General features: G+C 77.2%; 11 protein-coding genes. 7 read left to right on the top strand and 4 right to left on the bottom strand.

Features of this window, described 5'->3' with window-relative positions:
- The first annotated feature begins 1 nt into the window (after nt 1).
- Nucleotides 2-697 carry a FadR/GntR family transcriptional regulator gene (locus LC193_RS25600; protein WP_226077741.1) on the top strand — a complete coding sequence of 232 codons (696 nt, stop codon included), beginning with the start codon at nt 2-4 and terminating at the stop codon, nt 695-697.
- 23 nt (nt 698-720) lie between these two features.
- Here LC193_RS25600 and LC193_RS25595 read toward each other — a convergent pair whose 3' ends face one another.
- Nucleotides 721-2,175: a hypothetical protein gene (locus LC193_RS25595; protein ID WP_226077740.1), complete on the bottom strand. Its 1,455-nt coding sequence runs from the start codon at nt 2,173-2,175 to the stop codon at nt 721-723.
- A 213-nt stretch (nt 2,176-2,388) separates the two neighbouring features.
- On the opposite strand from LC193_RS25595, the gene LC193_RS25590 reads away from it, so the two are divergent.
- The 3 genes from LC193_RS25590 (at nt 2,389) to LC193_RS25580 (ending at nt 5,884) form a co-directional block, all read left to right on the top strand.
- Nucleotides 2,389-3,255 (top strand): alpha/beta fold hydrolase, encoded by an 867-nt coding sequence (locus LC193_RS25590; protein WP_226077739.1) that lies wholly within the window; start codon nt 2,389-2,391, stop codon nt 3,253-3,255.
- 150 nt (nt 3,256-3,405) lie between these two features.
- Nucleotides 3,406-5,025: an alkaline phosphatase D family protein gene (locus tag LC193_RS25585; protein WP_226077738.1), complete on the top strand. Its 1,620-nt coding sequence runs from the start codon at nt 3,406-3,408 to the stop codon at nt 5,023-5,025.
- A 94-nt stretch (nt 5,026-5,119) separates the two neighbouring features.
- The gene (locus tag LC193_RS25580) at nt 5,120-5,884 is read left to right on the top strand and encodes an aminoglycoside adenylyltransferase family protein (RefSeq protein WP_226077737.1); all 765 of its coding nucleotides are present in this window, start codon (nt 5,120-5,122) and stop codon (nt 5,882-5,884) included.
- Here LC193_RS25580 and LC193_RS25575 read toward each other — a convergent pair.
- Nucleotides 5,847-6,668, bottom strand: coding sequence for an SIR2 family NAD-dependent protein deacylase (locus LC193_RS25575; RefSeq protein WP_226077736.1), 822 nt, complete (start codon nt 6,666-6,668; stop codon nt 5,847-5,849). The two genes, LC193_RS25580 and LC193_RS25575, sit on opposite strands and share 38 nt — an antisense overlap.
- 23 nt (nt 6,669-6,691) lie before the next feature.
- On the opposite strand from LC193_RS25575, the gene LC193_RS25570 reads away from it, so the two are divergent.
- The 3 genes from LC193_RS25570 (at nt 6,692) to LC193_RS25560 (ending at nt 10,990) form a co-directional block, all read left to right on the top strand.
- Nucleotides 6,692-8,491, top strand: coding sequence for a gamma-glutamyltransferase family protein (locus tag LC193_RS25570; protein ID WP_226077735.1), 1,800 nt, complete (start codon nt 6,692-6,694; stop codon nt 8,489-8,491).
- A 130-nt stretch (nt 8,492-8,621) separates the two neighbouring features.
- Nucleotides 8,622-10,118 (top strand): hypothetical protein, encoded by a 1,497-nt coding sequence (locus tag LC193_RS25565; RefSeq protein WP_226077734.1) that lies wholly within the window; start codon nt 8,622-8,624, stop codon nt 10,116-10,118.
- Between the two features lie 227 nt (nt 10,119-10,345).
- Entirely contained in the window at nt 10,346-10,990 is a 645-nt protein-coding gene (locus LC193_RS25560) for a dihydrofolate reductase family protein (RefSeq protein ID WP_226077733.1), read from the top strand.
- 75 nt (nt 10,991-11,065) lie between these two features.
- Here LC193_RS25560 and LC193_RS25555 read toward each other — a convergent pair whose 3' ends face one another.
- Together LC193_RS25555 and LC193_RS25550 are read right to left on the bottom strand one after the other, a co-directional pair.
- Complete coding sequence (locus LC193_RS25555; RefSeq protein WP_226077732.1) at nt 11,066-11,566, bottom strand: methylated-DNA--[protein]-cysteine S-methyltransferase; 501 nt, start codon at nt 11,564-11,566, stop codon at nt 11,066-11,068.
- Nucleotides 11,566-13,041 carry an AlkA N-terminal domain-containing protein gene (locus LC193_RS25550; protein WP_226078878.1) on the bottom strand — a complete coding sequence of 492 codons (1,476 nt, stop codon included), beginning with the start codon at nt 13,039-13,041 and terminating at the stop codon, nt 11,566-11,568. Before LC193_RS25550 ends, LC193_RS25555 begins: the two co-directional genes overlap by 1 nt.
- Nucleotides 13,042-13,098: the final 57 nt, after the last annotated feature.

The following is a 13,098-nucleotide window of genomic DNA, read 5'->3' as shown; positions in this document are numbered from 1 at the left end:
CATGGCGTCCTACTCGGCCAGGGGCGTGCACGGCCAAGTCGTGCACGAGCTCGGGGGCCGCATCGTCCGGGGCGTGCTCGCCGAGGGCGACACCCTGGACATCAGGGCCCTGGGTGCGGAACTCGACGTGAGCCTCACCGTGATGCGCGAGTCCCTGAAGGTACTGGCCGGCAAGGGGCTGATCGACGCCCGGCAGAAGCGCGGCACCTTCGTGCGGGCCAGGACGGCGTGGAACCTGCTCGACCCCGACCTGATCCGCTGGCGCACCGAGGGCGGCGACGCCGACCGCCTGCTCGACGACCTGGCCGACGTGCGGGCGATCATCGAGCCGGCCGCAGCGCGCCGGGCGGCGGAACGCCGCACGGACGAGGACCTGGACGCGCTCTCCGCGGCCCTCACCGCCATGGCCGAGGCCCGGGGCGACGTGGCCGCGACGGCGGAGGCCGACGCGCTGTTCCACCGCCGGCTGCTGGCGGCCACCGGCAACGAACTCCTCACGCGGCTCGAACTGCTCCTCGAACCCGGCCTGCGGGAACGCGACCGGCTCGTGCACGGACGGCTCGGCCCCGACGACCCCGTGCCCAGCCACCGCGCCGTTCTCGACGCCGTCCGCGACCGGGACGCGGCGCGGGCCGAGCGCGCCATGCTCGACCTGCTCGCCAAGGCCGCCGACGACGCCGACCGCGCGACCGGCTGACGACCGCGCGACGGCGGCGGTGGTCACGCGGGCTCGCGCGGCGGACCGGCGCTCGTGGCCTGCTCCGCGCAGCACGACCTGATCTCCCGCAGGAGCGCCGGGTGGTCCTCGCCGTAGGCGGTCACGGCCGCGAACACCGCGTCGATCGCGGCCCTGAGCGGGTCGCCCGCGGCGGCGGCGAGCAGCGCGGGGAGTGCCATGTGCGGCTGGGAGATCCGCGCGTCCGGCTCGTACGCCGCCATGTACATCACCGGGCCGTCCTGCCGCCGCGCCCGGGCATCCGGGGGCGCGGACGGCCGCTCGCCCCCGGGGCGCACGGCGCGCGGCGCCGGCTGGGGGCGCTCCGCCAGGTCGTACGGGCTGGGCGCGGACGGCCGCACGCCCCCGGGGCCCACGACACGCGGCGCCGCCTTGGGGCGCGACGCCAGGTCGAGCCCGGCCACCCACGCGGCGGCGGGACCCACGATGCCCGGCCCCGCCTGGGGGCGCGGCGCCGGGTCGTACGGGCCGGGCGCGGGCGGCCGGAAGGGGGGCCGTTCCGGCGGGACCGCCGGGCCTACGGTCCGCTCGGGAACGCGGGGGTCCGACGCCAGGGTGCGCCACAGGCGGTCCTCGTCGTCGAAGGGCGGCGGCAGCGGGCGCCCTCCGGCCAGGGCGGCGAGCCCCTCCGCGACCCAGTCGAGCTCCGCGAGACCGGCCGCCTCGCAGGCGCGGCGCGCGCCCAGCAGGGCCACCGCACGCTGCGCCTCGGGGCCGGCGGCGCCGATGGCGTGCACGAGACCCGGGTCGAACGGCAGCAGGCCGCGCACATTGCCGCCGACCCCGCGCAGGGCCGGGCTCGGCAGCTGTCCGCCCCACTCCCACCGTTCGCGGGCGAGCCGGTACTCCTCCTCGGCCCGCTCGCGGGCGAGGCGCGCCCGGCGTTCGGCCTCGGCGCGTTCCGCCGGGGTGGGCGGGGGCGGCTGCCGGCGGGCGAACGCGTGCCGGTAGCCGGCCTCCGCCGAGGTCTGTTTGAGCACGCGGTCGGGCGCGGGCGGCGCGGGCCAGAACTGGAGGAGGTAGTGGTCGAGCAGCGGCTCGCCGGCCGGCCGGGTGTCCCGCTCGCGGGCCGGGTCCATGCCGGTGGCGCAGTAGCGCACCCGGTAGTCCCGCTCCTCAAGCCCCAGGTCCCAGACGGCTTCGCCGGCCCACTGGACGAGGGCGGTCAGGGCCGAAGCGGGCCGGAAGGAGACTTCCACGACGTCCTCCCAGGCCGCGTCCAGCGGCGGGGCCTGGTCGTGCACTTCGACGGTGAAGCCGACCCCGCCCGTGTGCAGCCCGGTGACCAGCCACAGCGTGCCAGGAGAGGCCGCCCCGCACAGCCCTCCGCGCTGCCCGCCGAACGCCTCGTCCAAGCCGGGGATGCCCTCGTCCGTGCTCTCCACGTAGATCTGGTGGTAGTGCACGTGCACCTCGCCCGCGACCGGCCTGCGCACCATGGGTCCCGCCCCCTTCTCACGGAAACGCTTCTACTCGAAAACGCGTCGTCGTCCCGGACCCTATGGCGCGGCACCGACAGCCGAGGGGGCGCGCGGAAAGGCGTGGTGGGCGCGGGGGCGGGTACGCGAGGGGGCACCGCCCGGGCGCGCACGCCCGGCGGCGGCACGGCGCCCGGCGGGCAGGCGCGAGCGCTTCGAGCTGAGGAGGCTCGTGTGGTGGGCTGGCAGTTGTCCGGTACGTACGGGACGGCATCGGGCGTGGTGCGCTGGGACCGGTTCGGCAATCCGGAGGGCGAGCCGCTCGTCCTGCTGCACGGCACGCCGTTCTCTTCCCTGGTCTGGCGGGATGTCGGCCGGGCGCTGGCCGCGCACCACCAGGTGTACGTGTGGGACATGCCCGGCTACGGGTGCTCCGAGCGGGCCGAGGGGCAGGACCTCTCGCTGGCCGCCATGGGCCGGGTCTTCGCCGGGCTGCTCGGCCACTGGAACCTGACCGACCCCCTCGTCGTCGCCCACGACTCGGGCGGGGCCGTCGCCCTGGGCGCCCACCTGCTGCACGGCGCCGGCTACCGCAGGCTCGCGCTGGTCGACGCCGTCTCCCTGCCGCCGTGGGGCAGCCCGTTCTCCCGGTTGGTCGGCGAACACGCGCACGTCTTCGAGCAGTTGCCGCTCCCGGTGCACGCCGCGCTGGTGCGCGAGTACGTGGACTCCGCCAGCGGCCCTGGGCTCGCGCCCGCCGTCCTTGACGCGCTGACCGCTCCCTGGCTCGGGGAGGAGGGGCGTGCGGCGTTCTACCGCCAGCTCGTCCAGCGCCTGGACGACCGGCGGTACACGGACGTCATGCAGGACAGGTACGGGACGATCGACCTGCCGGTCCTGGTGTGCTGGGGCGAGCAGGACACCTGGGTGCCGCCGGCCCGGGGCAGGGAACTGGCCTCCCGCATCCCCGGCGCCCGGCTGCGCCTCCTGCCGGGCGCCGGGCACCTGGCCCCGGTGGACGCCGCGGCAGAACTCGCCACCGCCCTGTTCGCGTTCCTGCACGACGTGCACGGCCCGCACCCGCCGAACGACCTCACCTGACCTGGCCCTGGCCCTGGCCCTGGCCACGGGCCGGGCCGGCTCCGGCGCCGCCGCCGACCGGGACGGCGGGCGACCCGCAGGCGACGGCCCGGCGAACTCTTGTGACGCACCCGCCCCTTGGGGCCGCGAACGGCATTAGCATCGGCGTTCGTGATCTCCGCAGCTCCCAGCCGCCGCGCCGTGGTCACGGCCGCCGCCGCGACCGCCGCCGTCCTGCCCGTCGCCGCCGCGAGCCGGGCCGGGGCCGATACGGGCCCCGCGTTCCACCACGGGGTCGCCTCGGGCGACCCGCTGCCCGACGGCGTGCTGCTGTGGACGCGGGTCACGCCCGTGCCCGGCGCCGTGCCCGGCTCGGGCGCGGGCCCCGCCGTCACCGTGGAGTGGGAGGTCGCGGGCGACGCGGCGTTCTCGGCCGTCGTCGCGCGCGGCACGGTCGAGGCCACCGCCGCCACCGACCACACCGTGAAGGCGGACGTGCGCGGCCTGGCACCCGACACCGCCTACCACTACCGCTTCACCGCGGGCGGTGTCCGCTCCCCCGCGGGCCGGACCCGCACCGCGCCGGGCGCCGACAGCGACCCGGCGAACGTGCGCCTCGGCGTGGTGTCCTGCGCGAACTACGAGGCCGGGCACTTCGCCGCCTACCGGCACCTGGCCGCGCGCGCCGACCTGCACGCCGTCCTGCACCTGGGCGACTACCTCTACGAGTACGGCACCGGCGAGTACCCGGCCGAGCCGGCGCGGCGCCACGAGCCCGCCCACGAGATCGTGACACTCGCCGACTACCGCGTCCGGCACGCCCATTACCGCACCGACCCCGACCTGCGGGCGCTGCACGCCGCGCACCCGCTGATCGCCGTGTGGGACGACCACGAGACGGCCAACGACGCGTGGCGCGAGGGCGCCGAGAACCACACGGAGGGCGCGGAGGGCGCGTGGCGGGACCGCCGGGCGGCGGCCGTTCAGGCGTACTTCGAGTGGATGCCGGTCCGCGCCTCCACCGAGGGCACCACGTACCGGCGGCTGACGTTCGGGCGCCTGGCCGACCTGCACCTGCTGGACCTGCGCACCTTCCGCGACCAGCAGGTCTCAGGCGGCGCCGGGGTCGACTCCCCCGACCGCACCATCACCGGGCGCGCGCAGCTCGACTGGCTGACGTCCGGCCTCTCCGCCTCCGCCGCCCGCTGGCACCTGATCGGGAACCCCGTGATGATCTCGCCGGTGGCGTTCGGCTCGGTGCCGGCGTTCCTGCTGGGCCCGATCGCCGAGTGCCTCGGCGTCCCGGCCGGCGGCCTGGCCATCAACACCGACCAGTGGGACGGCTACACCCACGACCGCGAACGCCTGCTGCGGCACCTGCGCGACGCGGGCATATCCAACACCGTGTTCCTCACCGGCGACATCCACATGCACTGGGCGAACGACGTACCGCTCAACGCCGCCACCTACCCCCTCTCCCCCGCCGTGGCCACGGAGTTCGTGGTCACCTCCGTCACCTCGGACAACCTCGACGACATCCTCGGCGTGGCACCCGGCAGCCTCTCGCTGCTCGCCTCGGCGGCCGTGCGCGCCGCCAACCGGCACGTGCGCTGGGTCGACATGGACCACCACGGCTACGCCGTGCTCGACGTCACCGAGGAACGCGCCCAGATGGACTACTTCGTCCTCTCCGACCGCGCCGACCCCGACGCGACCAGCGCGCTCACCCGCTCCTACCGCACGCTCGACGGCCGGCAGCGCGTCACCCGCGCCGACGCGCCGGTCGCCTGAGGCCCCGCGCGCCGCGCGCCCCGTTCCGCCGCGCACCCCGTTCCGCCGGGAAACGGGGTGCGCCGGGCCCGCCCCGGCCCGCAGACTGGCCGGCATGGACCAGACGCGGGAGATCGTCAGGCTCGTCGACGAGGTGCTCGGCGGCGCCGCCATCGGCACCTACCTGCACGGCTCGGCCGTGCTCGGCGGCCTGCGTCCCGCGAGCGATCTCGACCTCCTCGTCGTCTCCCGGCGCCCCATGGACGACGGCGAACGGGCCGCGCTCCTCGCGGGGCTGCTCGAACGTTCCGGGTTCCCGCCGTCGGCCCGCCCGGTGGAGCTGACGGTCGTGGTCCGGTCGGAGGTCCGCCCCTGGCGCTTCCCGCCCACCGGCGACTTCCTGTTCGGCGAGTGGCTGCGCGAGGAGTTCGCCGCGTCCGGGCCGCCGCGCCCCGAGCCGATGCCGGACCTCGCCCTGCTGATCGCCCAGGTCCTGGCCGGCGACCGCGCGCTCGCGGGACCGCCGCCGGCCCGGGTGCTCGACCCCGTGCCGCACGAGGACCTGGTGCGGGCGAGCGTGGCGGGCGTTCCCGAGCTGGTGGCCGAGGTGGCGGACGACACCCGCAACGTCCTGCTGACGCTCGCCCGCGTCTGGACCACGGTGGCCACCGGCGCGATCCGGCCGAAGGACGACGCGGCCGACTGGGCACTGGCCCGCCTGCCCGCCGAGCACCGGCCCGTTCTCGCGCACGCCAGGGACCTGTACCGCACCCGGGCCTACGCGGACGAGACCTGGCCCGAGGGGCTGCGGGAGCGCGTCGGCGCGCACGTGGACCACGTGCTCAGCGAGATCGGCCGTCTCGCGGACCCTGCTCGGTGACCGGCGCGGCGGCCCGCCGCCCCGCGCGACCGCCGGCGGCCTCGGCCGCCAGCCCGTCGAGCAGCGCGGGCAGGGCGCGGCCGATCGGCTCGCGCACCACGTCGGCCGCCAGGTCGTCGTACGGCGTCGGCTCGGCGTTGACGACGATCAGGCGGGCGCCGTGGTCCGCGGCGAGCCCGGCAAGCCCTGCGGCCGGATGCACCTGGAGGCTGGTGCCCACCGCGATGAACACGTCGCAGGCCCGCGCGACGGCCGTCGCCTCGGCCAGCACCGCCGGGTCGAGGGCCTGGCCGAACATCACGGTGGCCGTTTTGAGGATGCCGCCGCACTCCCGGCACGGCGGGTCGGGCTCGCCCGCGGCCACGCGTGCGAGGACGGCCTCGGTCGGGGACGTGGCGGCGCACGCGGTGCACACCACCGACCGGGCGCTGCCGTGCAGTTCGAGCACCTTGCGGGCGGGCATCCCGGCCGCCTGGTGCAGCCCGTCGACGTTCTGGGTGAGCACGCGCACCGGAACGCCGGACCGCTCCAGGCGGGCCACCGCCTCGTGCGCCGCGTTGGGCCGGGCCAGGAACACCGGGCTCTCGGCGCGCATCAACCAGGAACGGCGCCTGATCTCCGGGTCGTTCATGTAGAAGTCGTAGGTCACCAGCTTCTCGGCCTCCGGGTCGCGCCGCCACAGGCCGCGCGGGCCCCGGTAGTCCGGAATGCCGGAGTCCGTGGAGATCCCGGCGCCGCTGAGAAGGGCGACCAGGGGGCGCCGGGGGGCCTCGTCACTGCTCATACGAAAAGCGTATGCTCCGCCGCATGTTCACCACCCGGCCCACGCTCCAGGGCACCTTCGGCATGGTGTCGAGCACGCACTGGCTCGCGTCCCAGTCCGCCATGTCGGTGCTCGAACGCGGCGGGAACGCGTTCGACGCCGCCGTGACCGCGGGGTTCGTGCTGCACGTCGTGGAGCCGCACCTGAACGGGCCGGCCGGCGACGTGCCGATCATCCTCGCCCCCGCGGGCGGCGAGGTGCGCGTGCTGTGCGGGCAGGGCCCGGCGCCCATGGGCGCGACGGCCGCGCACTACACCGGCCTCGGGCTCGACCTCGTGCCGGGCACGGGACCGCTCGCCGCCGTCGTGCCGGGCGCGTTCGACGCCTGGCTGACGCTGCTGCGCGACCACGGCACGCTGGACCTGGCGGACGTGCTCGACCACGCGATCGGCTACGCGGAACGCGGCCACCCCGCCGTGGAGAACGTGGGGCGCACCGTGGAGGCGGTCCGCGACCTGTTCACCGAGGAGTGGACCAGCTCGGCCGAGGTCTACCTGCCGGGCGGCCGGGCGCCCGCGCCCGGCGCGCTGCTGCGCAACCCGTGGCTCGCGGCGACCTGGCGCCGGCTGCTCGCGGAGGCGGGCGCGGCCGGCGGCGACCGGGAGGCCCGCATCGAGGCCGCGCGGCGCGTGTGGCGGGAGGGCTTCATCGCCGAGTCCATAGCGGCGCACGCGGCGCGGCCCGCGATGGACTCATCGGGGCGCCGCCACGCCGGGGTCCTGACCGGTGACGACCTCGCGGGCTGGTCCGCGGGCTACGAGGCGCCGGTCACCTACGACTGGCGCGGCTGGACGGTGTGCAAGGCGGGCCCGTGGAGCCAGGGCCCCGTGCTGCTCCAGCAACTCGCCCTGCTCGACGACGGGATCGACGCCTCGGCCCTGGGCACGCCCGAGTACGTCCACGCCCTCGTCGAAGGGGGCAAGCTTGCCATGGCCGACCGGGAGGCGTGGTACGGGGACGCGGCCCCCGTTCCGCTGCCCGACCTGCTGTCCCCCGCCTACAACGCCGAGCGGCGCGCGCTCATCGGCCCCACCGCGTCCACCGCGTTCCGCCCGGGCGCGCCGGGCGGGCGCACGCCGGAACTGGCCCGCCGGGCGCGCGCCGCGTTCGACGCGCCGCCGGGTGCCGGGCCGGCGGCGGCCGGGGCGGGCGAACCGACCGTCGCGCACAACGGCGAGACCCGCGGCGACACGTGCCACGTGGACGTCGCGGACCGCTGGGGCAACATGGTGAGCGCGACCCCGAGCGGCGGCTGGCTCCAGTCCAGCCCGGTCGTGCCCGGCCTGGGCTTCCCGCTCGGCACGCGGCTCCAGATGACGTGGCTCGACCCCGGCCTGCCCTCGTCCCTCACGCCGGGACGCCGCCCGCGCACGACGCTCAGCCCGTCGCTCGCGCTGCGCGGCGGCGAACCGGTGCTCGCGTTCGGCACGCCGGGCGGCGACCAGCAGGACCAGTGGCAGCTGCACTTCTTCCTGGCGGCGGCGCTGCGGCCCGCCGTGCGCGGCGGGCCCGACCTCCAGGGCGCGATCGACGCGCCGAACTGGCACCAGGAGTCCTTCCCCGGTTCCTTCTACCCGCGCGAGGCCGCCCCGGGACTGGTGACCGTGGAGTCAAGGATCGGCGAGGCGGCGGTCGCGGAGCTGCGGCGGCGGGGCCACCGCGTGAACGTGGCGGGGCCGTGGTCGGAGGGGCGGCTGTGCGCGGTGGCGCGCGATCCGGAGACGGGCGTGCTGTCGGCGGCGGCCAATCCGAGGGGTATGCAAGGTTACGCCGTGGGCCGGTGATGCGGCCGCCGCGCGCCGGGCGCGCACGGCGCACGGGGACGCGCGGCCCGCACGCCGTGGGACGGATACGAAAACTGGCTGTGACCGCGCCGAAACACGACTGGTAACACGCCTTGGATTCAGTACGCCCATGGCGGACGTGCCTTCGGCTCACCAGGACATGGCGGCCCGGCTCGCGGCGTTGGCGGCCGAGTTGCGCGCGCTCACCGACGCTCTCGCTCCGGACACGGGCTGGTACGCGGCCTTCGCCCGGCGCGAGGGCGGCCACATCGGGGACTGGCTGGCCGGGAGGGACCTCCCGCCCTGGGACATCCTCGCCGACCTGCTCCAGGACCTGGCCGGCGGGCAGGGCGCGGCCGTCGCGGAACGCGCCGGTCTGCGCCTGCGGGCCGCGTACCGCGCGGCGGTGCGCGCGCAGGACGCGCTGCCTGGCAGCCGGGCGGCCCTGACAGGACGGCTCGCGGAGCTCGACCGCGCGGAACGTGAACTCGCGGATAGGGAACGGCAGTTGTCGCTCGCGCTCGACGCGGCGCGGCGGGCCGGGCGGACGGCGGAGGCCGAACGGCTCGCGGGCGCGCGCCTGTGGGCGCGGGACGACCGGCAGCGGGTGCGGTCGAGGCGCGCGGAGGCGCGCTCCCGGCTGCACGTGCTCCCCGGCGCGGAGCAGCCGCCCGGCCCCGCGCGCCGCCCCGGCGACTCGGGGGGCGGAAGCCGCGGCAGCGGCGGGACGGACGAGCCCGGGCGCGAGGGGGGCGGCGGTCGGGCGGCGGGCGGCCCCCCGGCGCCGCGGGCCGGCGGGGCCCGGGCGGCGGGCCGGCCGTGGCCGGCCGGCGGCGGCGGGGACGGCGGCGCGCGGACCGCCGGAGGCGGCGGGACGCGGGGCCGGACGCGGGCCGACGGCGGGAAGCGGCCGGGCCGCCCGCGCGGCGCGCGGTTCGCCGGGCTCGACGAGCCGGCCGCCGCGCCCGCGCCGCCGCCGCCCGCCGAGGACGCGGTGCGGCAGGCGCCGGTCCCCGCGCCGGGCGGCTCGCGGTTCGCCGGCGCCGTCCACGAGGCCCCCGAGGCGGAGGGCGCGGCGCGGCCGACGGAGGAGGAGACCGCGGCTGCCCTCGGCATCGCGGAACGGCTGCGCCTGCTGCGCGCGGACGGACGCGGCGGGGCGGCGCACGTTCTGCTGAGCGAGGCGGCCGGCGGCCCTGCGGCACGACTGCCGGTGCTCCTGGCCGAGTTGGAGCGGACCGGCATGCACCCGGATGTGACCACCCTGCTGTGGGAGGCCGCGGCGCTGCCGCCCGCGCCGCTCGCGGCGGCGGCGCGGGCGCTCGCCGCCGCCGGCCGCGAGGAGGACTGCGGGCAGTTGCTGCGGCAGGCCGCGGCGCGCCCCGCCGCCGAGGCGGGCGTCATCGCGGGCGAACTGGCCGCGGCAGGACGGGCGAACGAGGCGGTCACCCTGCTGACGTCGCTGGTCAGGTCGCGGCCCGCGGCCGAGGCGGCGCGGGCCGCCGCCCCGGCGCCGCGCGCGGTGGTACCGCTGCTGCTCGACGCGGCGCTCAGGGTGTCATCGGCGCACCACTGGGCGGTCACGAGCGAACTGCGCCGCGCGGGTCTCGCCCGGCTCCCGGAGTGAGGCCATCGGGCAACGCGCCTGCGGCGTCCGGGAGTTCCGCCGACGGCCGCGCCGCACCGTTCCCGCGCCCCGACCGGCACCACCGACCCGGCGGACCCGCAGGACCCGCAGGACCCGCAGGAACTGGGCAACGGACAGGCCGGGGCCCGGAAGGTCGCGGAACCGGCGATGAGTTCGCGCCACCCGGCGAGTCCTACCGGCGTTGTCGACTGCAAAGGAGCACACCCATGCCTCAGCTGCTGCGGGTGCAGAACTTCAATGTCACGCGGGACGGAGTCGCCGCCGGTGCGGACCAGAGCTTCGCGCGGCCGTTCGGCCTCGACGGGGCCGAGAAGCTGTTCGCCTGGGCCGGCGCCACGGCGAGCTGGCCCAACCGCACCGACCCCGGCGGGAGTCGGGGCCTGGACGACTACTTCACGCGGGACTTCGCGCACGGCATCGGCGCCGAGATCATGGGCCGCAACAAGTTCGGCCCGCAGCGCGGCCCCTGGCGCGACCACGAGTGGCGCGGCTGGTGGGGTGAGGAACCCCCGTTCCGCACGCCGGTGTTCGTCATGACCCACCACGGCCGGCCCTCGTTCACGCTCTCCGACACCACGTTCCACTTCGTCGGCGGCGACCCGGCCGCAGTCCTCAAGCAGGCCAGGGAGGCGGCGCGGGGCAAGGACGTGCGGCTCGGGGGCGGGGTCACCACCATCAGGGAGTTCCTCGACGCCGACCTCGTCGACACCCTGCACGTGGTCGTCTCGCCGGTGGAGCTCGGGCCCGGCCTTCGGCTGTGGCAGTCCCCCGACGAGTTGCTCGACCGGTTCCACCGCGAGGTCGTGCCCAGCCCGAGCGGGGTGACGCACCACCTGTTCTGGCGCAAGTGACCCGGCGGCCCCGCCGGTTGGACGGACCGGGTCCGTCCTGGGGGTGTGGGCGGACCCTCCCGGTCGCGCCCCGGGTCAGGCCGGGACCGCGCTCTCCGCACGCAGGACGCCCTCAAGCGTGAGCAGGTGGCGCTTGCGGTCCAGGCCGCCGGCGTACCCGGTGAGGGCGCCACTCGCGCCGATGACGCGGTGGCAGGGGCGGATGACGGACAGCGGGTTGGCGCCGACGGCGCCGCCGACCGCGCGCACGGCACGGGGGGACAGGCCGGCCCGGGCCGCGAGTTCGCCGTAGGTGAGGGTCGAGCCGTAGGCGATGCCGTCCAGGGCCGCCCACACCCGCTGCCGGAACGGCGTTCCCGCCGGGGCCAGTTCGGCCTCGAAGACGGTCAGCTCTCCGGCGAAGTACGCGTCGAACTCCTCGGCCGCTGCGGCGAACGCGGCGTCGTCGCGGCGCCAGTCGGGGCCGACGCGGGCGCCGCCCTTCTGCCCCGGGACGGTCACCGAGGCCAGGGTGCCGGGGCGCGGGCCGGCGATCAGCAACTCGCCCAGCGGACTGGGGTGAACCGTGTACAGCATCAGGCGTTCTCCTCGTTCTCGGGGGCAGTCGCGTTCCACAGGTGGTGCAGCGCGTAGCTGCGCCAGGGCCGCCACGCGTCGGCCGCGGCGGCGTCCGCGCCGAGCAGGCGCAGGCCGTGCCGGACGCCGGCGTCGCCCGGCAGGAAGACGTCCGGGTCGCCCAGCGCCCGCATGCGGATGTAGCCGGCCGTCCAGGGGCCGATGCCGCGCAGCGCGAGCAGCGAACGCTCGGCCTCCGCCCGGTCCGCGCCCGGATCGAGGACGACCGTCCCGTCGGCCAGGGCGGCGCACAGGGTGCGGAGGGCGGTCCGCCGGGACTCGGGCATGCCCAGCTCGGCCAGCGGGGCCCCGGCCAGCGCGTCCGCCTCGGGGAAGACGTGGGTCAGCCCGCCGTCGGGCGCGGGCAGCGGCTTGCCGTAGGCCGCGACGAGCGTCCCGGCCAGGGCCCGCGCCGCGCCGACCGTGACCTGCTGGCCGAGGACGGCGCGCACGGCCAGTTCCTCGGGATCGGCCACGCCGGGCGAGCGCAGGCCGGGGCGCGCGGCCACCAGCGGGCCGAGCAGCGGATCGGCGCCCAGCCGCTCGGCGACCGCCCACGGATCGGCGTCCAGGTCGAACAGCCGCCGCACCCGCTGCACGGCGGCCGTCAGGTCCCGCTGGTCGGACAGGCGCAGCCGGCACTCCAGCCAGTGCGCGCCCGGCCTGCCCGGCGCCTCGTCGACCTCCACGACGCCCGTGCCGTGCGGCAGCGCCAGCGAACGCCGGTAGGTCCGGCGGCCGGGCACGCCGGACATCTCCTCGACGCCGGTGACCGCGCGGCGTTCGAGGAAGCCGAAGACGTGGGCCGCGTCGTACTCCCCCCGGTGGGCCAGCCGCAGCGGGATACCGGCGACCGGTCCGCCGGTCGCCGCCGGGCCCCGGCGGACGGCGGCGCGCAGCTCGCCCGGGGTGTTCGCGTACACGGTGCGCACGGTGTCGTTGAACTGCCGGACGCTGGAGAAGCCGGCCGCGAACGCGACCTCGGTGACCGGCAGGCCTGTCGTCTGGAGCAGGACGCGCGCGGTGTGCGCGCGCTGGGCGCGGGCCAGGGCCACCGGTCCCGCGCCCAGCTCCTCGGTGAGCTGGCGCTGCACCTGGCGGGCGCTGTAGCCCAGGCGGCGGGCGAGTCCCGCGACGCCCTCGCGGTCCACGACGCCGTCGGCGATCAGGCGCATCGCGCGGGCGACCGCGTCGGCCCGCGCGTTCCACTCGGCGGAACCCGGCACCGTGTCGGGGCGGCACCGGCGGCAGGCGCGGAACCCCGCCGCCTGGGCCGCGGCGGCCGAGGGGTGGAAACGGACGTTCTGCCGCTTCGGCGTGGTCGCGGGGCAGCTCGGCCGGCAGTAGATGCCGGTGGTCAGGACGGCTGTGAAGAACACCCCGTCGAAGCGCTCGTCACGGCTGCGCACCGCCTCGTACCTGCTGTCATCGTCCATCACGCCCCCCAGTGTGCCGGGGGGCGAGCCCGGCCACTGGCGGAAATCGGACACGGC

It is taken from the genome of Streptomyces marincola, assembly GCF_020410765.1.
Taxonomy (GTDB): domain Bacteria; phylum Actinomycetota; class Actinomycetes; order Streptomycetales; family Streptomycetaceae; genus Streptomyces; species Streptomyces marincola.
Note: the sequence above shows the minus strand (reverse complement) of the source record. Positions and strands in the feature narration are given on the sequence as shown.

What these genes read in the sequence shown, in the direction of transcription:
- LC193_RS25600 (WP_226077741.1), top strand. Translation starts at nt 2, where the DNA reads ATGGCGTCCTACTCGGCCAGGGGCGTGCACGGCCAAGTCGTGCACGAG.
- LC193_RS25595 (WP_226077740.1), bottom strand. Translation starts at nt 2,175, where the DNA reads ATGGTGCGCAGGCCGGTCGCGGGCGAGGTGCACGTGCACTACCACCAG.
- LC193_RS25580 (WP_226077737.1), top strand. Translation starts at nt 5,120, where the DNA reads ATGGACCAGACGCGGGAGATCGTCAGGCTCGTCGACGAGGTGCTCGGC.
- LC193_RS25575 (WP_226077736.1), bottom strand. Translation starts at nt 6,668, where the DNA reads ATGAGCAGTGACGAGGCCCCCCGGCGCCCCCTGGTCGCCCTTCTCAGC.
- LC193_RS25570 (WP_226077735.1), top strand. Translation starts at nt 6,692, where the DNA reads ATGTTCACCACCCGGCCCACGCTCCAGGGCACCTTCGGCATGGTGTCG.
- LC193_RS25565 (WP_226077734.1), top strand. Translation starts at nt 8,622, where the DNA reads ATGGCGGACGTGCCTTCGGCTCACCAGGACATGGCGGCCCGGCTCGCG.
- LC193_RS25560 (WP_226077733.1), top strand. Translation starts at nt 10,346, where the DNA reads ATGCCTCAGCTGCTGCGGGTGCAGAACTTCAATGTCACGCGGGACGGA.
- LC193_RS25555 (WP_226077732.1), bottom strand. Translation starts at nt 11,566, where the DNA reads ATGCTGTACACGGTTCACCCCAGTCCGCTGGGCGAGTTGCTGATCGCC.
- LC193_RS25550 (WP_226078878.1), bottom strand. Translation starts at nt 13,041, where the DNA reads ATGGACGATGACAGCAGGTACGAGGCGGTGCGCAGCCGTGACGAGCGC.